The 19,104-nt window shown below is 66.6% G+C and carries 18 protein-coding genes; 9 read left to right on the plus strand and 9 right to left on the minus strand.

Annotation, left to right across the window (positions count from 1 at the left end):
* Window positions 1-327: 327 nt before the first annotated feature.
* Entirely contained in the window at window positions 328-1,776 is a 1,449-nt protein-coding gene (locus BZF59_RS02135) for an alkaline phosphatase (RefSeq protein WP_086606587.1), read from the minus strand.
* Between the two features lie 107 nt (window positions 1,777-1,883).
* Between BZF59_RS02135 and BZF59_RS02140 the strand changes: the two genes are divergently transcribed.
* Both BZF59_RS02140 and ribA read left to right on the plus strand, forming a co-directional pair.
* Window positions 1,884-2,684 (plus strand): exodeoxyribonuclease III, encoded by an 801-nt coding sequence (locus BZF59_RS02140; protein WP_086606588.1) that lies wholly within the window; start codon window positions 1,884-1,886, stop codon window positions 2,682-2,684.
* 35 nt (window positions 2,685-2,719) lie between these two features.
* On the plus strand, window positions 2,720-3,748 hold the full coding sequence (ribA, locus tag BZF59_RS02145) for a GTP cyclohydrolase II (RefSeq protein WP_086606589.1): 1,029 nt from the start codon (window positions 2,720-2,722) through the stop codon (window positions 3,746-3,748).
* On the opposite strand, the gene BZF59_RS02150 is transcribed toward ribA, so the two are convergent.
* Together BZF59_RS02150 and BZF59_RS02155 are read right to left on the minus strand one after the other, a co-directional pair.
* Window positions 3,745-4,989 carry a hypothetical protein gene (locus tag BZF59_RS02150; RefSeq protein WP_086606590.1) on the minus strand — a complete coding sequence of 415 codons (1,245 nt, stop codon included), beginning with the start codon at window positions 4,987-4,989 and terminating at the stop codon, window positions 3,745-3,747. The two genes, ribA and BZF59_RS02150, sit on opposite strands and share 4 nt — an antisense overlap.
* A gap of 38 nt (window positions 4,990-5,027) precedes the next feature.
* Window positions 5,028-5,939 carry a right-handed parallel beta-helix repeat-containing protein gene (locus BZF59_RS02155; protein ID WP_245805977.1) on the minus strand — a complete coding sequence of 304 codons (912 nt, stop codon included), beginning with the start codon at window positions 5,937-5,939 and terminating at the stop codon, window positions 5,028-5,030.
* Between the two features lie 213 nt (window positions 5,940-6,152).
* Between BZF59_RS02155 and BZF59_RS02160 the strand changes: the two genes are divergently transcribed.
* The 6 genes from BZF59_RS02160 (at window position 6,153) to BZF59_RS02185 (ending at window position 11,337) form a co-directional block, all read left to right on the plus strand.
* Window positions 6,153-6,443: a hypothetical protein gene (locus tag BZF59_RS02160; RefSeq protein WP_086606591.1), complete on the plus strand. Its 291-nt coding sequence runs from the start codon at window positions 6,153-6,155 to the stop codon at window positions 6,441-6,443.
* A 12-nt stretch (window positions 6,444-6,455) separates the two neighbouring features.
* Complete coding sequence (locus BZF59_RS02165; RefSeq protein ID WP_211277337.1) at window positions 6,456-6,707, plus strand: hypothetical protein; 252 nt, start codon at window positions 6,456-6,458, stop codon at window positions 6,705-6,707.
* A 31-nt stretch (window positions 6,708-6,738) separates the two neighbouring features.
* Entirely contained in the window at window positions 6,739-7,941 is a 1,203-nt protein-coding gene (locus tag BZF59_RS02170; RefSeq protein ID WP_086606749.1) for an acyl-CoA dehydrogenase family protein, read from the plus strand.
* Complete coding sequence (locus BZF59_RS02175) at window positions 7,934-9,163, plus strand: CoA transferase (protein ID WP_086606592.1); 1,230 nt, start codon at window positions 7,934-7,936, stop codon at window positions 9,161-9,163. The genes BZF59_RS02170 and BZF59_RS02175 overlap by 8 nt, the downstream gene beginning before the upstream one ends.
* Before the next feature lie 93 nt (window positions 9,164-9,256).
* Entirely contained in the window at window positions 9,257-10,483 is a 1,227-nt protein-coding gene (locus BZF59_RS02180; RefSeq protein WP_086606593.1) for an acetyl-CoA C-acetyltransferase, read from the plus strand.
* On the plus strand, window positions 10,480-11,337 hold the full coding sequence (locus BZF59_RS02185) for an HTD2 family dehydratase (protein ID WP_086606594.1): 858 nt from the start codon (window positions 10,480-10,482) through the stop codon (window positions 11,335-11,337). The genes BZF59_RS02180 and BZF59_RS02185 overlap by 4 nt, the downstream gene beginning before the upstream one ends.
* Here BZF59_RS02185 and ppk2 read toward each other — a convergent pair.
* On the minus strand, window positions 11,334-12,113 hold the full coding sequence (ppk2, locus tag BZF59_RS02190; RefSeq protein ID WP_425429543.1) for a polyphosphate kinase 2: 780 nt from the start codon (window positions 12,111-12,113) through the stop codon (window positions 11,334-11,336). The genes BZF59_RS02185 and ppk2 overlap by 4 nt on opposite strands.
* Window positions 12,114-12,216: 103 nt before the next feature.
* On the opposite strand from ppk2, the gene phhA reads away from it, so the two are divergent.
* Window positions 12,217-13,107 (plus strand): phenylalanine 4-monooxygenase, encoded by an 891-nt coding sequence (gene phhA / locus BZF59_RS02195; protein ID WP_086606596.1) that lies wholly within the window; start codon window positions 12,217-12,219, stop codon window positions 13,105-13,107.
* 79 nt (window positions 13,108-13,186) lie between these two features.
* Here phhA and BZF59_RS02200 read toward each other — a convergent pair whose 3' ends face one another.
* From BZF59_RS02200 to BZF59_RS02220, 5 genes are all read right to left on the minus strand, one after another.
* Window positions 13,187-13,450: a hypothetical protein gene (locus tag BZF59_RS02200; protein WP_086606750.1), complete on the minus strand. Its 264-nt coding sequence runs from the start codon at window positions 13,448-13,450 to the stop codon at window positions 13,187-13,189.
* 91 nt (window positions 13,451-13,541) lie between these two features.
* Window positions 13,542-13,805: a hypothetical protein gene (locus tag BZF59_RS02205; protein ID WP_086606597.1), complete on the minus strand. Its 264-nt coding sequence runs from the start codon at window positions 13,803-13,805 to the stop codon at window positions 13,542-13,544.
* 97 nt (window positions 13,806-13,902) lie between these two features.
* Entirely contained in the window at window positions 13,903-14,706 is an 804-nt protein-coding gene (locus BZF59_RS02210; RefSeq protein ID WP_086606598.1) for an undecaprenyl-diphosphate phosphatase, read from the minus strand.
* Between the two features lie 204 nt (window positions 14,707-14,910).
* Window positions 14,911-17,079, minus strand: a complete 2,169-nt coding sequence (locus BZF59_RS02215) for a M13 family metallopeptidase (protein ID WP_086606599.1) — start codon at window positions 17,077-17,079, stop codon at window positions 14,911-14,913.
* Window positions 17,080-17,189: 110 nt separating this feature from the next.
* Window positions 17,190-19,064 carry an ABC transporter transmembrane domain-containing protein gene (locus tag BZF59_RS02220; RefSeq protein ID WP_086606600.1) on the minus strand — a complete coding sequence of 625 codons (1,875 nt, stop codon included), beginning with the start codon at window positions 19,062-19,064 and terminating at the stop codon, window positions 17,190-17,192.
* Between the last annotated feature and the right edge of the window lie 40 nt (window positions 19,065-19,104).

The raw sequence follows: 19,104 nt of genomic DNA on the forward strand, positions 1-19,104 counted from the left end.
AGTGAAAGCCGGAGAGGCGTAATTCTTCAACACAAGACGGGCCGAAGGGAGGTTTCCCCCCTGTTGCCCACCCTTCACCAAGGGCCTGTCTTGCACAAGCGTGACGAACGCTCCATGGAACCCTCGACCCATCGCCCCCGGGTCGGGGGTTTTTGGTTTCCGGACGGTTTATGCAGGCCTGCAAAGCGCTCCGCCCTGCGCTTCCGGTGCTCACGCACATGAAGTGCGCTCCGCTCCGGTTCTCGGTCGAAACACTTTTCGGCGTTGCCTAAACCACCCGGACGCGCCGCGTGACAGAGCGCATGACGCCGGCTCAGCGCGACTCCTTTACTCCACCCAGCCCAAGGCTCGGCGGATGATCGCGTGGATCACGTTCTGCTCGATCACCCCGCGCGCGCGGTCGCTTCCGGGGCCGGTGGCGAACAGCGCCACATCTTCTCCGCCGTGGGTCTCGCTGCCGCCGGGGATCAGCGACTGCTGGCGCGCATTGATCCCGGTCGCTGGCACCGGCCGCTCGCCCGACACGGCGCCCGGGCCATTCGCATAGCCGAGCGTCGTGTAGGGCTTGCCGTCACCCGCCAGCGTCGGCGCGCCCGGCTCGTCGGAGCCCGAATGGTCGCCGTCTCCGCCGCCCGGCGGGGGCACCACCAGCCCGAGGATGTCGTTGCCCCGCTGCGGGTAGCCAGCAATGGTGAAGACGTGGCTGTGATCGGCGGTGACGAGGATCAGCGTTTCGGCAGGATCGGTGTGATCGACCGCCCACTGCACCGCGCGGGCGAACTCCACCGCTTCCTCAAGCGCATATCCCGCGCGCCCATCGTGGTGCGCATGGTCGATCCGCCCGCCTTCGACCATCAGGTAGTAGCCATCGGGATCGGCCTTGAGCCGGTCGATCGCCTGCGCGGTCATGTCGGTGAGGGTCGGCTCGGCGGAGTCCGGCTTGCGATCGGCCATGTAGGTCAGGTGGCTCGGGCTGAAGAGGCCGAGCACCGGCTTGTCCTTGGGCGCGGCAGCCAGCGCCGCAGCATCCTTCACCACCACGCCGCCGTTTCTTGCGGCCCATTGCGCGGGCAGATCGGCCCCAGGATCGGCCCGCCTTCCGCCGCCGTTCTTGCCGTAGAACATCCCCGTCCCGCCGCCGAGCGCGATGTCGAACTTCGCCTCGGCGAGCTGGAGCGCGATATCCTTGCAACCCTGCCCCTGCTGCGGGGCGGGGATATTGCTGTCCGCCTCCCAGTCGCGGTCGGCGGTGTGGGCATAGACCGCCGCCGGGGTGGCGTGGGTGAGCCGCGTGGTGGTGACGATCCCGACGGCAAGCCCCTTGGCCTTGGCCTCCTCGCCCAGCGTCGGCAGGCTGTGTGCGAGCGCCTCGGAGCACACCCCGCGCGTCGCTTCCGGACCGATGCCGAGCACGCCGATGCGCGTCTTCACGCCCGTGTTCATCGCCGACGCCGTCCCCGCGCTGTCGGGCACCTGCGCGTTGGTGTTGTAGGTCTTGACCAGCGCCACATGCTCGAATTTCTCGAAACTGAGCTGGTTTTCCTCTCCCGTCTCCCCGCGCTTTTGCGCTTCGTAGATGCGCGCGGCGGTGATGGTGGAGATGCCCATGCCGTCACCGATGAACAGGATCACGTTCTTCGCCTGCTTCGGCGCGGGCGCTGAGGCGACCGGCGCGGCGCCGTATCCCGTCGCCCCGTTGGTTTTGGTGGTGGTCACACAGCCACCCAGCGGCAGGGCAGCCAAAGCGAGCGCAATCAGGGCACGGGTCGAGGTCATGGCGGGTCTCCTTGGCCGGTGCGCTATCGGCCTCGCGTGACGGCGTAAAGGCATGATCGGCACCCTCCGCGCTGGATTTTGGTGTCGCCCATGCCTAAGTCCGCCTCATGCTGACCCAAAAGCTCTCGGTTGCCACCTGGAACATCAATTCGGCCCGCCTGCGCGTGGGCCTCATCGAAAAGCTGCTCACCGAAGCCGCGCCCGACATCCTGTGCCTGCAGGAGATCAAGTGCGAGAGCCACCTGTTCCCGGCCGAGGCGCTCGCGGCGCTGGGCTACACCCATCAGGCGGTGAGCGGTCAGAAGGGCTACCACGGGGTCGCGACGGTGAGCCGCGTGCCGATCCGCGAGGTTACCCGCCACGACTGGCAGGACAATGGCGAGGCACGGCACATCGGGGTCGAGGTGCTGGGCCGCGATCTGCTGATCGAGAACGTCTATGTCCCCGCCGGCGGTGATGTGCCGGACCGCGAGGTGAACCCCAAGTTCGGCCAGAAGCTCGATTTTCTCGGGCGGATGACGCGCTGGGCGGACGCGCTCGACCGGCCCACGCTGATCGTCGGCGATTTCAACATCGCGCCGCTGGAAAGCGACGTGTGGAGCCACAAGCAGCTCTTGAAGGTCGTCAGCCACACGGCCGTAGAGGTCGAGACGCTTGGGCGTTTTCAGGACGCGCATGGCTGGGTCGATCTGGGCCGCCAGCATATCCCCGCGCCCGAGCGCTATTACTCGTGGTGGAGCTACCGCAATCCGGGCTGGAAGGAGAACGACAAGGGGCGGCGGCTCGACCATATGTGGGCCTCGCCCGAGGTGGCCAGGCAGGCCCGCGCGCACCGGGTGATCGAGGAGGCGCGCGCGTGGACGCAGCCGTCCGATCACGTGCCGCTGGTAACGGAGTTCGACCTCTGAGCATCGCTTCGCCTGAACGCCGGGCAGCACAGGCCGTGGACGCGCTGCGCCACGGCTGGGCGCTGGCGTTCGAGGGCGGGCCGGTGCTGCTGCCGGTCGAGACTGCCATCGCGCAAACCGCCAGTGCGCCTCGAATGCTGATCTCCGCCGCGCGCGCCGCGACATTGAAACTCGCCAATCAGCGCGAGGCCGCCGTGCCGCACGCGCCGGTGCTGATCGCAGGCGGCGAGGATTTCACCTTGCGCGAAGCTCTACCGATTGCCGATCCGGCGCTCGATCTCGGCAACCCGCTCAAGGGCCCGTTCAAGGCCGTGACGCTCGACTGGGCCGCGACCGCCGCGGCCGCACTGGAACTGGCGCGGATTGCGGGGATCCTGCCTGCCTTTCTGGTCGATCCCGAGGGTGCAGGCGAAGCTATGCCGGTCGCCGCGAGCGACCTTGCCGCCTACGCCGATGCAGGGGCGCTACGTATCGTCACCCGCGCGCGCCTGCCGGTGTCGGCCTGCGAGGACGCGGAGATCGTCGCTTTCCGCTCCAATGCCGACCTGCGCGAGCACGTCGCGCTGATCATCGGCAAGCAGTCGGGCGACAGTCAGCCGCTGGTGCGCCTCCATTCCGAGTGTCTGACGGGCGACATCCTCGGCAGCCTAAAATGCGACTGCGGCCCGCAATTGGACGCCGCGCTCCACGCGATGGCGCATGAGGCGGCGGACAATGGCGGGTGGGGCGTGCTGCTCTACATGCGGCAGGAGGGGCGCGGGATCGGCCTCATCAACAAGCTGCGCGCCTATCGCTTGCAGGATCAGGGCTTCGACACGGTCGAGGCCAACCAGCGCCTGGGCCTCCCCGACGAAGCGCGCGATTTTCCCGTGGCGGCGCGGATGCTGGAACTGCTCGGCGCGCGCACCATCCGGCTGCTGACCAACAACCCGGCCAAGGTAACCGCGCTCGAAGCCGCCGGGATCACCGTCAGCCAGCGCGTGCCGCACCAGCTCCCCGAAAACCCTCACAATGCGCGCTATCTGGCAACCAAGCGCGACCGCTCGGGGCATTTGCTGATCTAGTCGACCCCGAAATCAGCTTCGAGCGATTGCTGCCATGCCGCCATCGCCGCATCGTGTTCGGGCGTACCGGGGATACGTTCGGGGCGCTGAGGAATGGCGACGGCGGGGTCGAGCCATACGGCTCTGCCGCCCGTCGGGGCGAGCAAACGGGCGATGGCGGCAAACTGGGTCTCGGGCGCGGCGATGTAATAGGTCGCATTCTTCGCTGACCCCGGCTTCACTCGCTTCACGGCTTTGGCAAAGGCCTCGACCAGCCCGTCCGGATCACACGGCGAGGCAAATGCGGCATTGGTGGGCAAATCCCAGACGTCCGCCACCTCCTCGCGCAGCCACTTCACCGATTCCCGATGGCGGGGATGATCGCGCGGGAAGAGCACGGTTGTCGCTGTCGAAAGCTCGAACGGTGGCTCGTTACTGATTCGCGCATGAGCCTCGCGGAGATAGTCGTGCCACTCCCCCTCCACGCACCCCTGCGGTGGCATGAGCGGGGCCTTGCGTTCGGCGAGCCACCTTGCGTCCGCCTCGACCATCGCGGCCCGGACCCGCGCCGTGGCCGCCAGCGCCGCTTCCCACTGCGCCGCCGGGGGGAGGGTCACCGCGCCGTCCGCCAACGCGATGGAGAAGGGAACGGTTTCGACATCATCGCCCAGCCCGCCGCCATGTGGCACCACCACGGGGATGACTAGGCTGGCGCCGTCCTCCGAAAAGCTCTCGTCCTTGCTCCAATAGATCGAACTCACCGAGCGCGGCAGGGCCTCGATATATTCTTCCGGCACCAGATCGGTCAGGCCAAGCGAGCGCACCAGTGAGCCATCGGGGCCATAGATCACGATGACGTGTTCCCCGTGACCAACGCTGTGCCAGTTGTCGAAAGTGACGACGTGCCGCCCGTCGTCTGCCACCAGCACAGTGACCGGCGCGACCGGGTTGACGAGCGGCCCAGCCCATACGGGCGCCCATTTGCCATCGGTGCCGCGCCGTTCGAGCATGCCGAGCGGGGCCGGACGCTCCACCGGCTCGCCGCTTTTTTCGGCTGCCACTTCCTCGCGGAAATAATCGAGCTGACTGCCGATTTCGCTCGGCGTGACGGTGAAACGGAACTGGCCGTTCGCCGACGGTGTGGTCTGTGTTTCCGGTAACGCCCAGCTATCGGCGCGGGCCGGGCCGGCCAGCCACAGCGCCAGCACCGCCAGGCACAGCGCGGCGAGCGACAAGAGGTTGATCGGGCGCGGCTTCGTCATGCGCCGGAGCTTACGCCGCCCCGGGCAAAGCGCAAGCCTCAGCGCTGCTCGTAAGGCTTGATCCCCGCCGCGATCCGGTTGCCGCGCATGGCCACCTGCGATGCCGTCCAGTCGGCGAGGAACACGGAGTTGCGTGACAGGCCGGGGACGAAGCGCGCTTCGTTGCCTTCGACTGCGAGGCCATCGGAGGAATGCAGCAGATCCTCCGCCCCCAGCGCGATGAAGGCTGAGTAATTCTCCTTGTCGCGGCCCTGCACGAACCAGTTGTCCGCGATCCGCCCGATGCTGCCGGCGGGCAGATCAATCATGTAGTTGGTGCCCTTGCCGTTCGCGTCGTCGAAGCTGTTGTTCTCGATGACGACTTCGGCGCTGCGGGCCTTGACGTAGTGGCCGCCCATCCCGCGCTCGAACCGGCTTTCGCGCACGGTCAGCGAGCCATAATTGCCGATATAGATCGAATGCGCGCAGCCCGCCGAGTTCTCGCAGGTGCCCAGCCCGCTGAAGGTCGAGCGGGTGATGTAGATGCGGCTCTGCGGATCGTCGGCGGTGAGGATGCCCTGCTCGCTGTTCTGGAAGCGCGCATGGGCGACGTTCAATGCGCCCTTCTCGAGCCGGATCGCGGCGCCGTTGCCATCGGGCACCTTGATGTTGCTGAAGGTGATGCCGCGGACTTCTGCCCCGATGCCGCGCAGCACGAACGCCGCCTTGCCCTCGCAGGCGCGGGCCATGAAGGTGACACTGCCGGGCTCGGGCGCTTCGTAGACGACGACGCCGCCTTCCTGCACGGCGCATTGCCGGTAGGTGCCCGGCTGGATGCGAATAGTGCCGCGCCCGTTGCCGATCGCGTTTACTGCGTCCTGCAGATTGGCGAAGCGCTGGCCGCTTTCCACGACGGTGAAGGCGTCGGGCACCGGCTGGGCGCTGGCGGCGAACAGGGGCAGCGCGCTCACCGCGAGGAGGGCGGGTGCGCGCAGGGGCGATGCAAGGGCAATCTGGGTCATGGGGGAGACAATATCACCTGCCGCGCCCGGCTCGCTACCGCTCACGCAAGGGGTGTGCCCATTTGGCACTTGGCGTTTACGGCCAGGCTTGGCTAAACCCTCGTCAACCGGGCGGCGCGAAACGCGCTCTGCCCGCCCCATTCGAGAGGAGAGACCCTAACCATGCGCAAGCTTCTTGCCCCCGCCGTCCTTACCGCCGCCACGCTGGCGCTCACCGCCTGTGGCAGCGCCGACGATGCCTCGACCGAGGCGAGTGCCGATACGGTCGAAATGCCCGCCGACACCGCGCTCGCGCCGGTGAGCGACGAGCCGGTCGCCGATCCCACTGCCACCGCCACCGACGCGCCCGATGCGATGCCGAGCGCCGATGCGACCGCGGCAGGCAATGCCGGGGCCGCCGTCGCCGCCGAAGCGGCCGCCGCTGCCGAGGGCGACACCGCCCCCGGCGAGTAAGGCCCGCTGGCCGTGCCGCGCCTGCCGATCATCGCCGCGCCGCTGCTCCTGCTGGCGCTCGCCGCCTGCGGGGGCGAGCGGGCGAGCGCGCCCGGCGGGGTCAGTCCGGGCGAGGCCAAGGCGCTGGAGGATGCCGCATCGATGCTCGACGCGCGCCAGCTGCCGCCCGAGGCCCTGCCCACCGATGTGCCGCCGCCCTCGGCACCCGCAACCGCGGCCCCCGCTGCCGAATTGACAGGCGACGCCGCGGCCGCGCGCCCGTAACAGCGCCTTTCCTGCAAGGACGATGGTCACCATGAACGCCCCCGCCAATCTCTCCGCCCCCGTGAAAACCGGCATGGACGAGGACACCTTCGAACAGTTCGCCGAACAGCTCACCCGCTATGTCCGCGAACGTCTGATCCCCGCCGAAGCGCAGGTGATCGCCGAAGACCGCGTGCCCGAGGAGATCGTGAACGAGATGCGCGAGATGGGCCTGTTCGGCCTCTCGGTGCCCGAGGAATATGGCGGCGCGGGGCTCAACATGACGCAATATGCGCGCGTCGTGAACATCATGGCCTATGCCGCGCCCGCCTATCGCTCGATCTTCTCGATCAATGTCGGGATGTTCTCGAGCGCGCTCAAGAACGGCGCCACGGAAGCCCAGAAGGCCGAATGGTATCCCAGGATCGCCGAGGGCAAGATCGCCTGCTTCGGCCTGACCGAGCCGGGCTCGGGCAGCGACAGCGCGGCAATGGCGACCACCGCCGTCCCCGACCCTGACGGTAACGGCTGGATCCTCAACGGCACCAAGCGCTACATCACCAACGCGCCCTATGCCGATGTCGCGCTGATCATGGCGCGCACCAACAAGGAGGCGCTGCCCAAGAACGCGCACGTCTCCGCCTTCCTCGTGCCGATGGACTCGGCCGGAATCTCGCGCGGCAGCCCGGACAAGAAGATGGGGCAGGCAGGCTCGCATATCTGCGACATCATGCTCGACGATGTGCGCGTGCCGGGTGACGCGCTGCTGGGCGGCGAGACCGGCAAGGGCTTCGTCTTCGCGATGAAGAGCCTCGACAACGGGCGTATCAGCGTGGGCGCGGCGGCGACCGGCTATGCGCGGCGGGCTCTGGACAGCGCCCTGCGCTACGCCAATGAGCGCAAGGCGTTTGGCGAGCCGATCGCCAATTTCCAGCTGATCCAGCAGATGCTCGCCGACAGCGAGATCGAAATTTACGCCGCCGAAGCGATGATGAAGGATGTCACCGCCCGTGCCGACCGGGGCGAGAACATCTTGGTGAAAGCCGCTGCCTTCAAGGTCTTCGCCAGCGAGATGTGCGGCCGCGTGGTCGACCGCGTGGTGCAGGTCTACGGCGGCGCAGGCTACCTCGCCGAATACGATGCCGAACGCTTCTTCCGCGATGCGCGCATCTACCGCATCTACGAAGGCACGACGCAGATCCTGCAGCTCCAGATCGCCAAGCACATGCTGCGCGAGTGGAGAGAGAATGTATAACCTTCTCGATGACCTTTCGATCGTCGAAGTCTCAAGCTTCGTCGCTTCGCCCACCGCGGGGCTCTATTGCGCGCAGCTGGGAGCCGAGGTGATCCGCGTCGACCACAAGGCGGGCGGGCTCGATTACAACCGCTACATGCTGACGCGCGAGGGGCGCTCGCTTTCGTGGGAGAACCTGAACCGCGCCAAGAAATCGGTCGCGCTCGACCTGCAATCGGGCGAAGGGCGCGAGCTGCTGGTGGAGCTGGCGGCCAAGGTCGGCCAGTGCATCACCAACCTGCCCGAACAGAGCTTCCTCAGCCACGCCGCGATGGCCGCCAAGCGCGCGGATATGATCTCCCTGCGCGTGATGGGCTGGCATGATGGACGGCAGGCGATGGACTTCACGGTCAACGCCGCCGCCGGCTATCCCCTCATGTGCGGCCCCGAGGACTGGGACCCGGCCACCGCCCCGCCGGTCAATCAGGTGCTACCCGCGTGGGACTTCATTACCGGGGCCTATGGCGCCTTCGCCATGCTCGCCGCGCTGCGCCACCGTGACCGCACGGGCGAGGGCAGCGAGGTGCGCCTGCCGCTGGGCGATGTCGCGATCGGCACCATGGCCAATGCCGGATTGCTCGCCGAAGTGCTCTACCGCGGCGGCGACCGCGAGCGGCTCGGCAATGCCATCTGGGGCGCGTTCGGGCGGGATTTCCGCGCGCGGGACGGCGTGCGCTTCATGGTCGCCGCGCTCACGCCCAAGCAGTGGAGCGGTCTGGTCAAGGCCTTCGGGGTCGAGAGCGGGATCGCCGTGCTGGAGGCCGAATACGGCGTGCATTTCGCCGATGGCGACACCCCGCGCTTCACCCACCGCGCCGAGCTCTTCGCGCTGTTCCAGAACGCGGCGGAGACGATGGATTATGCGACGCTCGAAGCGCGCATGGCGGCGGAAGGCTGCACCTTCGAGCGCTACCGCACCGCCTACGAGGCGGCGAGGGATCCGGTGCTGGTCGCAAACAACCCGCTGTTCGGCCCCGCCCCCGCTAACCCCTCCGGCTTCGATTACCCCGCCACCCGCAGCTTCGCCAACCTGCCGGGGCGCGCGGCGGGCAATCCCGCCCCCGCGCCCTATCTCGGCGAGCATTCCGAGCAGGTGCTGGCGGAAAAATTGGGACTCTCGTCCGGCACGATCGGCAAGCTGGTTGACGCGGGGACCGTGGCTTTATCCGATCAGAACCGCTGACCTATCCCCGTTCGTGTCGAGCGAAGTCGAGACACAGCAGAACGGCCTCTCGACTTCGCTCGAGGCGAACGGAATTCTTGGAGAATTGATACCATGACCAGACGCGCCGCCATCTGCACCCCCCTGCGCACCCCGGTGGGCAAGTTCCTCGGCGGGCTTTCCAGCCTCAACGCCGGACAACTCGGCGCGGTGATCCTCAAGGCGCTGATGGAGCGCAGCGGCATCGATCCCGTGCGGGTGGACGACGTGGTCTTCTCGCAAGGCTACGGCAATGGCGAGGCGCCCGCGATCGGCCACTGGAGCTGGCTTGCGGCGGGTCTGCCCATCGAAGTCCCCGGCTTCCAGCTTGACCGCCGCTGCGGTTCGGGCGTGCAGGCGGTGGCGACCGCGGCGATGATGATCGAGACCGGGATGGCCGACGTGGTCGTCGCGGGCGGCGTGGAGTCCATGTCGAATGTCGAGCACTACACCACCGACCTGCGCGGCGGGGTGCGGATGGGCGACATGACACTTCACGACCGCCTCAGCCGGGGCCGGGTAATGAGCCAGCCGGTCGAGCGTTTCGGGGTCATCACCGGGATGATCGAGACCGCGGAGAACCTCGCCAAGGATTACGGCATCACCCGCGAGGAGGCCGATGCCTTTGCGGTCCGCTCGCACCAGAATGCAGCCCGAGCCTGGGCCGAGGGCAAGTTCGCCGAGCAGCTGGTGCCGGTCACCATCCCGCAGCGGCGCGGCGATCCCGTGGTGTTCGATCATGACGAAGGCTACCGCTCCGACGCCAGCATGGAGACACTCGGCAAGCTCGCCCCCATCGACCTGCGCCGCGATCCGGACGCCATCGTGACGGCGGGCAACGCCAGCCAGCAGAACGATGCCGCTGCCGCCTGTCTGGTGGTTGCCGAAGACAAGCTCGAGGAACTGGGCCTCACCCCGATGCTGTGGTTCGGCGGCTGGGCAGCGGCGGGCTGCGACCCCTCGCGCATGGGGATCGGCCCGGTGCCCGCGGTCGAGCGCCTGTTCGCACGGCGCGGCTACAGCTGGGACGATATCGGCCTCGTCGAACTCAACGAGGCCTTCGCCCCGCAGGTGCTCGCGGTGCTCAAGGGCTGGGGCTGGAGCGCCGACGACAGCCGACGCGACATCCTCAACGTCAACGGCTCGGGCATCAGCCTCGGCCACCCCATCGGCGCGACCGGTGGGCGTATCCTTGCCGACATGGCACACGAGATGCACCGGAGGGGGGTGCGCTATGGGCTCGAGACCATGTGCATCGGCGGCGGCCAAGGCATCGCGGCGGTGTTCGAGCGCGCGGCGTGACCGACTTCAGCGCATGGATCGGGCGCGAACAGCGCGCGACCGACCGGCTCGACGAGGGGCTGGCGGCGCGCTGGCTCGCCACCTTCGACCGCGCCAACCGTCACCCTCCGCTGATGCCGCAAGGCATCCATTTCGCGCTTTGCACACCAGACACCCAAACCCGTGAGTTGGGCGAGGACGGCCACCCGCAGCGCGATGACAGCAAGCGCAGCTTCCTCCCGCCTTTCCCGATGCCGCGCCGCATGTGGGCCTCGTCATCAATAAAGTTTCACGCCCCTCTTCTTTTGGGAGCCTCGATTGAGCGCGTCAGTCGGATCGCTTCAATCAAAGAGAAGGAAGGAAACAGCGGCCCGCTTGCCTTCGTCGATGTCGAGCACGAAACCTTCGCCGACGGTAACCTTGCGGTGCGCGAAACACAGACCTTAGTCTATCGCGAGGCCGCTGATCCGCAGTCACCGCTCAGTCCGCCTGAACTTGGAGACGGCGCATTCGACGCAGAAGACTGGGACTATGATTGGACTCTCGTCCCGGACGAAAGACTGCTGTTCCGCTTTTCTGCCCTCACCTTCAACACGCACCGCATTCACTATGATGCACCCTATGCTCGCGACGTAGAGCGCTACCGCGGGCTCGTTGTTCATGGTCCGCTTCTGGCCAGCCTCCTGCTCCATTTCGCTTCGCGCGAGCTGTCGGGCATCAGCAACGATGCAAAGCACTTTTCCTTTCGCGGCATGTCGCCCGCAATCGCCGGAGAGCCGTTGCATCTGGCTGGAAGGCTTGATGGTATTGAGTACGAGCTCGGTGCGTTTGCTGACGACGGGCGGCAGGTTATGGCAGCTCGCATAGGCACTTAGCCGCCCCCCTCCCAATCGGGAATCGGCTTCAGCACCTTGAACTTCTCCTTCGCGGGCTTCCTGCCCAGATCGGGGAAGTCGATCGCCTCGGGCTCCGCGTGGGAATCGGGGATGCGTGAGAGCAGATCGCGCACCAGAGTCAGCCGGCCGCGCCGCTGGTCGTTGAAGTCTACCAGCGTCCACGGCGCGTGTTCGGTGTGGGTCGCCTTGAGCATCGCCTCGCGCGCCTTGGTGTAATCGTCGTATTTCTCGCGCGCGGCGAGGTCGATGGGGGAGAGCTTCCAGCGCTTCAAGGGATCGTCGAGCCGTTCGCGCAGGCGTTCCTCCTGCTTCTCCTGATCAGCGGCGAGCCAATATTTGAACAGCAGGATTCCGTCATCGACGAGCAACTTCTCGAAGGCGGGCACGGCCTTGAGGAACGCCTCGACCTGTTCGGGCGAGGCATAGCCCATGACCCGCTCCACCCCTGCGCGGTTGTACCAGCTGCGGTCGAACAGGACGATCTCGCCCGCGGTCGGCAGGTGGGCGACATAGCGCTGGAAGTACCACTGGCCCATCTCCGCCTCGGTCGGCTTGGTCAGGGCGACGGTGCGACACTGGCGCGGGTTGAGTTCTGCGCGCACCGCGCTGATCGCCCCGCCCTTGCCTGCGGTGTCGCGCCCCTCGAACAGCACCACCACGCGCGCGCCGGTGGCCTTGACCCAGCGCGCCATGCTGACCAGTTCGAGCGTCAGCGGCGCGAGCGCCGCCTCGTAATCCTTGCGCTTCATCCCCACAGACGCCTCTCCCCATTTGTCCTGACGCGGCTAAGGTAGTATCATCTGCAACGATATGGCCACGCTTACAGACACCCAGCCCGATTTCACCACTCTGCCAGAGATGTCAGCCGATGTCTTTACCGCCCCACTCGCCCGCCCGGCGCATGTCGGGGAGGACTGGCTGGAGCCCGCGCAGACCGCCTACACCGCCGAAGATCACGGCGTGTGGGACGATCTCTTCGCCCGCCAGATGGAGGTGCTCCCGGGACGGGCGTGCAGCGCCTTCCTGGCGGGGCTCGAGAAGCTTGATCTCGGGCGCGGGGGCATTCCTGAATTCGGCGCACTGTCCGAGGAACTCGGCGCGCTGACCGGATGGAGCGTGGTGCCGGTGCCGATGCTGATCCCCGATCACGTATTCTTCTGGCACCTCGCCAACCGCCGTTTCCCGGCGGGCAATTTCATCCGCACGCGCGAAACCTTCGATTACATTCAGGAACCCGACGTCTTCCACGACGTGTTCGGCCACGTGCCGATGCTCACCGATCCGGTCTATGCCGACTACATGCAGGAATATGGCCGCGCCGGGTGGAAGGCGATGCGCTACAACCGCTTGAAGGCGCTGGGCGCGCTCTATTGGTACACGGTCGAATTCGGGCTGATCGAGGAGGCGGACGGCGTGCGCGCCTATGGTGCGGGAATCCTCTCCGGCCCGACCGAGGCGCGGTTTGCCGTCGAGGCGGAAAGCCCCAACCGCATCATGCTCAACGTCGACCGGGTGATGCGTACCGATTACGTCATCAGCGATCTGCAACCGACCTATTTCGTGATCCCAAGCTTCGCCGATCTCTACCGCCAGACGGTGGAGCGCGATTTCGACCGGCTCTATCGCAGCCTCCCGGCGGGGTTCACCTATGCCAATTCGGCAGTGATCGATGTCGACAACGTGATGCATCGGGGCACGCAGGAATACCACCTGCGCGGCGGGCGCGGCAGCGGGGCGGTCCCGGTCTAGAAACAGGAAAGCGGCCCGGAACCGAAGTCCCGGGCCGCCTGATCGCGCTTTGACCGTTACTGGCCAGGAAGCGTCGCGATTACTGGCCGGTGGCCTCGTCCATGGCTTCGCCCTGCTTTTCCATGGCGTCGGCCTTGTCTTCGGCCTTTTCGACCATCGCATCTTCCTGCGCGTCGGTGATCTGGCCGGCATCTTCCATCGCATCGGCCTTGTCGTCGACGGCTTCGGCGTTCTGCTCGCCGGCGTCTTCCATGGCGTTCTCGTTCGGGCCCTCGCAGGCGGCGAGCGACAGGCCGAGGGCGGCGGCGAGGATAGTGGCGGTATGCTTGGCTGTGAACTTCATGACGCTCTCCATTAACGGCGCAGCAGGCGCGTGCCTGCCAGACCGCATCAAAGAGCGTGCGCGCGGCAATGTTCCATCGCCCTGCGGAATTTTACGTGCCGGACGGAACCTTGCGCCGAACGAGGGCATGATAAAGCACCAACGCAGCCGATGTTGCGGCCAGCGCGATGCCGAGGCTGAGGAAGGACAGGCTGCCGATCATCGTGCCGTCATTGGCGATCTCACCCGCGATCACCGAGACCACCATGCCCAGCAGCACCTGACGCAGAATCACGCCCGGCGCTTCCGTGCGCGCGAGGATCGAGGCCAGCCAGCCCAGAGTAGCCCCCAACACGATCAGCACCAGCAACGCCATTTTGTCTGCAATCTCCGTGAAACCGCCGGCACGTCGCAATGTGCGCGGGTTCACCTCCCAAACCAGCAGACACGCGGTCGGTTCCAAAGAGTTGCGGTTATCGCAGCGTCAGCCACGCAAGGCCGACTGTCCCCGCCACGATCCGGTACCACGCGAAGGGGGCAAAACCGATGCGGGTGATGATCGCGACGAACAGCTTCACCACCACCAGCGCAGTCACGAAGCCGACCACCGAGCCGATCCCGATCAGCTCCATGTCGCGCGAGGTCAGGTCAGCGCCGTATTTTGCCAGCTGATAGATGGTCGCGCCGCTGAGCGTCGGGACGGCGAGGAAGAAGCTGAATTCGGCCGCCGTCTTGCGGTCCACGCCGAAGGCCATTGCCCCGAGGATGGTCGCGCCCGAGCGGCTGACGCCAGGGATCATCGCGAGGCACTGGACGAGGCCGATCAGCACCGCGGTGCGCAGCGGCACGCCCGAGACGCCCGGGCCTTCCGCCGGCGGATTGGCCCAGCGCTCGATAGCGAGGATCGCAATGCCGCCGATGATCAGCGACCAGCAGACCAGCACCGCATTGCCGAGCATGGTCTCGATCATGTCGCCAAACGCCAGCCCCAGCAGCACCGCGGGAAAGAACGCGATCAGCAGATTGCGCACGAAAGCGACCGCGCCTTTCTCGAACCCCAGCAGGCCCTTGGCCACGTCCCAGAAGGTGCGCCAGTAAAGCACCACGATGGCAAGGATCGCGGCGGGCTGGATGGCGATGTTGAACACCTCCCACTCGCTCTGGTCGAAGCCCAGCAGTTCGGTGGCGAGGATGAGGTGCCCGGTCGAGGACACGGGGAGAAACTCGGTCAGTCCTTCAAGGATGCCGAGCAGGATGGCAGCGAGCGTGTCGGTCATGGCGGCAGGGCTTTGACGAGCAGGGCGGGCAAGTCAAACCAAAAGGCCCGCCCGGATGATCCGGCGGGCCAATGGGATCCATCTCACTCGGCCCGCCATAGGACGGGCCGCGAGCGCAAGCGCGCGAGCCGCAGGCGCCCGGAGCGTAGCGGAGGAACAGCGCCGAGGATGTGCCCGCGGATGCGGGCACACCAACGAGAACGCTTACCAGATGCGCACGCGCTCTTCGGGCGGGATGTACATCGCGTCGCCCGGCTTGACGTCGAAGGCCGCGTACCATTCGTCGAGGTTCCGCACGACGCCGTTGACGCGGTATTCTTCGGGGCTGTGGCTATCGGTGACCAGGCGATTGCGGTAATTCGCCTCACGCTGGGTGGAGCGCCACACCTGCGCCCAGGCGAGGAAGAAGCGCTGGTCGCCGGTCAGCCCGTCGATCACCGGCACGTCCTTGCCCTTGGTCGCCAGCTTGTAGGCGCGGTAGGCCATCGAGAGCCCGCCGACATCGCCGATGTTCTCGCCCAGCGTCAAACGCCCGTTGACGCAGGTAGCGCCTGCATCGAGCGGGCAGAAGGCGTTGTACTGCGCCACCAGCCGGTTGCCGAGCGTATCGAAGGCGGCGCGGTCTTCGTCGGTCCACCAGTTGCGCAGCGCGCCCGAGGCATCGGACTTCGAACCCTGATCGTCGAAACCGTGGCCGATCTCGTGCCCGATCACACCGCCGATCGCGCCGTAATTGACGGCGATATCGTTGGTCAGCGCGAAGAACGGCTGCTGGAGAATGCCGGCGGGGAAGACGATCTCGTTCTTCACCGAGTTGTAATAGGCGTTCACCGTCTGCGGCAGCATGCCCCACTCGGTGCGGTCAATCGGCTCGCCCAGCTTGGCGACATTGTCCGCCTGCCGCCACTTCGCCGATGCCATGCGGTTGGCGATCGGATCGCCGGGGGTGATGGCGAGGCCCTCATAGGTTTCGAGATTGGGACGGTAGCCGATCTTGGGATCGAAGCTGTCGAGCTTGGCGAGCGCCTGAGTCTTGGTCGCCTCACCCATCCAGTCGATCTCGGCAATCGATTCGCGCAGCGCCAGACGCAGGTTTGCCACCAGCTCGTCCATCGCGGCCTTGTTCTCGGGCGGGAAATAGCGCGCGACATATTCCTTGCCGATCAGCTCGCCGAGCAGGCCCTCGGATTCGCCGATGGCGCGCTTCCAGCGGGGGCGCTGTTCGGGGGTGCCGCGCAGGGTCTTGCCGTAGAATTCGAAGCTCGCCGCATCGAAACGCGCGGGCAGCACCGCGGCGTGATCCGACAGGAACTCCTTCGCCATCCACGCCTGCAAGGTCGCGACTGGCGTCTCGCCCAGCAGTTTGAGCATCCCCGGCAGGCCGGTGCCGATCTTGGCGAGGGTTTTCTCGTCGAGCTTGTACTGCGCGATTTCCTCCGCCGTGGGCGGCATCAGGCTGACGACGAAGCCGGGGCTCTGCGCGATCCCGATTTTCTCGATCATCGCCGCGACCGGCACCTTGCCGCTGATTGCGGCGAGTTCATCGGCGCTCAGGAGGTTGTAGGTGAGATCGCGGTTGCGGCGCACCGCACGATCCCACGCCACTTCGCGGGCGATCCGGTCCTCGAAGGCATAGACCGCCTCGGCCGCCGCCGCAGGATCGGCATAGCCCGCCTCGCCCAGCAGGAAGGCGAGATATTCCTTGTAGCTGGCCTGGATCGCCTGACCCTTCTCGCTGGTATCGAGATAGTAATCGCGATCCGGCATCCCCAGCCCGCCAAAGCCGACATTGGCGATGTGGCGATCGGGCTGCTTGGCATCGATCCCCACGCCTGCGCCGATCGGGCTGGCAAAGCCGGGCTCGGCCCAGAGCATCGCCAGATCATCGAGGCTCCCCGCGCCGAAGATGCGCGCAAGGTATGGCTGCGCCGGGGCTAGGCCTGCCGCTTCGATCGCTTCGGTGTCGAGATAGGTGCGATAGGCATCGAGGATGCGGCGCTCGTCGTCCGAGAGGCTGGCGGCGTCCTTGGCGGCCAGATCGTCCATCAGCGCCTTGACGTCATAGGTGCTCTTCTCGCCCAGCAGTGTGAAGGCGCCGATCCGGCTGAATTCGGGCGGGAGCGGGTTGGCATCGATCCACGTCTTGTTGGCATAGGCGTTGAAATCGTCGCCCGGCTTGATGTCCTCGGCAAGATATTCGGGATCGAAGCCCCAGGTGCCGAAGCTCATGGTCGGCAGCGCGGCAGCGGCGGCATCGGTGCCGGCCTGCAGCAGATCGTTGTGCTCCGCGTGGTCGTGCGCCTCGTCGGCGAAGGCGGGTGCGGCGAGCGCAAGCAGGCTTGCGCCGATCAAGGCGGCGGTTCTGGTGATCATGGTGCGATAGTCCCCGAAAAGCGTGCAGCAGTTGGTCTGCGATGCGTCACACTAACGCGGCACACGCCAAAGGGTTGCGCTTCGTCAGCCGGAAAAAGCTTTTCGTCGATTTACGCAGCCGCGCCCGTGAATTGCAGGCTGGCAAGGCGCGCGTAGAGCCCGCCGGCCTTGCTCAGCGCGTCATGCGTGCCCTGTTCAACGATCCGGCCGTCTTCCAACACCACGATCCGGTCAGCCGCGCGCACCGTGGCGAGGCGGTGGGCGATCACCAGCGTGGTGCGGTTTGCCATCAACCCGTCGAGCGCCTGCTGGACCAGCTGCTCGCTCTCGGCATCCAGCGCGCTGGTCGCCTCATCGAGCAGCAGGATCGGCGCATCACGCAGCAGCGCGCGGGCGATCGCGACGCGCTGTTGCTGCCCGCCCGACAATTGCGTGCCGCCTTCGCCAAGATAGGTGTCGAGGCCCTGCGGCAGAGCGCGCAGAAAAGTCTCGGCATTGGCAGCGCGGGCGGCCTGCCAGATGTCCTCGTCGGTGGCATCCCACTTCCCGTAGCGCAGATTGTCGCGCGCATTGGCGCTGAACAGCACCCCGTCCTGCGGCACCAGTGCCAGCCGGGCGCGGATATCGGCAGGATCGGCACTGGTCAGCGGCACGCCGTCCATGCGGATGGTGCCGCCCTGCGGATCGTAGAACCGCTCGACCAGCTGGAAGATCGTCGATTTGCCCGCGCCCGAAGGCCCGACGATGGCAACCGTCTCCCCCGGCTCGATCTCGAGCGTGAAGTCCTTGAGCGCCGCAGTCTCGGGGCGGGCGGGATAGCGGAAGGTGACATTGCGGAACGACAGGCTGCCGCGCGCCGGTTCGGGCAGGCGTTCGGGCCGGGCCGGAGCGGCGATTTCGGGGCGGGCTTCGAGCAGTTCGGCCAGCCGGCTCGCCGCGCCCGCGCCGCGCAGCAGATCGCCATAGACTTCTGTGAGCGAGCCAAGCGCGCCGGCCACCAGCCCGCCGGTGATGACGAAGCCGGTGATCGTGCCGCCGCTGATTTCCCCCGTAGTCACCGCAATCGCGCCGCGCCACATCACCAGCGTCACGCCGCCGAAAACCAGCAGAATCACCACCGATGTCATGGCCGCGCGCAGCAAAATGCGCCGCCGCGCGGTATCGAAGGTCGCCTCGACCACGCTGGCGAAGCGTTCGCCCTCACGCTGCTGCTGGCCGAAGCTCTGGACGATCTTCATCGCCGAGAGCACCTCGGTCACATAGGCGCCCACGTCGGCAATGCGGTCCTGACTGGAGCGCGAGACATTGCGGATCTTGCGCCCGAAGAAGACGATCGGCGCGATCACCAGCGGAATGCCGATCAAGAGGCCCAGCGTCAGCGAAGGCGCAAGAAAGATCAGCAACCCGATCCCGCCGATTGCGGTGAGCGAATTGCGCAAGGCCACCGAAACCGTGGTGCCGACCACGTTTTCGATGACCGCGGTATCGCTCGTCATCCGGCTGGAGATTTCCTTGGGGCTGTTGACCTCATAGAACCCGGGCGAAAGACGCAGCAAGTTGTTCTGCACCTTCAGACGGATATCGGCCACCACCCGCTCGCCCAGCCAGCTGACGTAATAAAAGCGCAGCGCCGTGCCGATGCCGAGAATCACGACGATCATCAGCAGGTATTGGAAGGCATGGGCGATATCGTCGGTCGATGCACCGCTGGTGAAGGCCTCGTCCACGATCACCTTGAAGCGCCAGGGGATCGCCAGCGTGGCGGCCGAGGTGATCACCAGTGCGAGCAGCGCGAAGCCGATCTGCCGCGGATATTGCAGCGCTGCGCCGAACACCATCCGCAAGGGCGCGAGCGAGCGCGCCTTGGCCGGTTGTTCGCCGGGTTCGCTATCCTCTGGCAGCACCGCGGCCACCGCATCGCCCGCTGCTTCGGGCAGGCTCTCAGGGGTGTCGGACAGCTCGCGCTCGGGGGGTTCGCCATGCATGATCGCAGCGCTCTAGCCGTGTGGCGCGCGAATTTCACGT

Origin of the sequence: Erythrobacter donghaensis (genome assembly GCF_002155425.1) — a bacterium.
GTDB lineage: Bacteria > Pseudomonadota > Alphaproteobacteria > Sphingomonadales > Sphingomonadaceae > Erythrobacter > Erythrobacter donghaensis.

What these genes read in the sequence shown, in the direction of transcription:
- BZF59_RS02150 (WP_086606590.1), bottom strand. Translation starts at nt 4,989, where the DNA reads ATGACGAAGCCGCGCCCGATCAACCTCTTGTCGCTCGCCGCGCTGTGC.
- BZF59_RS02170 (WP_086606749.1), top strand. Translation starts at nt 6,739, where the DNA reads ATGAACGCCCCCGCCAATCTCTCCGCCCCCGTGAAAACCGGCATGGAC.
- BZF59_RS02205 (WP_086606597.1), bottom strand. Translation starts at nt 13,805, where the DNA reads ATGGCGTTGCTGGTGCTGATCGTGTTGGGGGCTACTCTGGGCTGGCTG.
- BZF59_RS02160 (WP_086606591.1), top strand. Translation starts at nt 6,153, where the DNA reads ATGCGCAAGCTTCTTGCCCCCGCCGTCCTTACCGCCGCCACGCTGGCG.
- BZF59_RS02220 (WP_086606600.1), bottom strand. Translation starts at nt 19,064, where the DNA reads ATGCATGGCGAACCCCCCGAGCGCGAGCTGTCCGACACCCCTGAGAGC.
- BZF59_RS02180 (WP_086606593.1), top strand. Translation starts at nt 9,257, where the DNA reads ATGACCAGACGCGCCGCCATCTGCACCCCCCTGCGCACCCCGGTGGGC.
- BZF59_RS02215 (WP_086606599.1), bottom strand. Translation starts at nt 17,079, where the DNA reads ATGATCACCAGAACCGCCGCCTTGATCGGCGCAAGCCTGCTTGCGCTC.
- phhA (WP_086606596.1), top strand. Translation starts at nt 12,217, where the DNA reads ATGTCAGCCGATGTCTTTACCGCCCCACTCGCCCGCCCGGCGCATGTC.
- BZF59_RS02210 (WP_086606598.1), bottom strand. Translation starts at nt 14,706, where the DNA reads ATGACCGACACGCTCGCTGCCATCCTGCTCGGCATCCTTGAAGGACTG.
- BZF59_RS02135 (WP_086606587.1), bottom strand. Translation starts at nt 1,776, where the DNA reads ATGACCTCGACCCGTGCCCTGATTGCGCTCGCTTTGGCTGCCCTGCCG.
- BZF59_RS02175 (WP_086606592.1), top strand. Translation starts at nt 7,934, where the DNA reads ATGTATAACCTTCTCGATGACCTTTCGATCGTCGAAGTCTCAAGCTTC.
- BZF59_RS02140 (WP_086606588.1), top strand. Translation starts at nt 1,884, where the DNA reads ATGCTGACCCAAAAGCTCTCGGTTGCCACCTGGAACATCAATTCGGCC.
- BZF59_RS02200 (WP_086606750.1), bottom strand. Translation starts at nt 13,450, where the DNA reads ATGAAGTTCACAGCCAAGCATACCGCCACTATCCTCGCCGCCGCCCTC.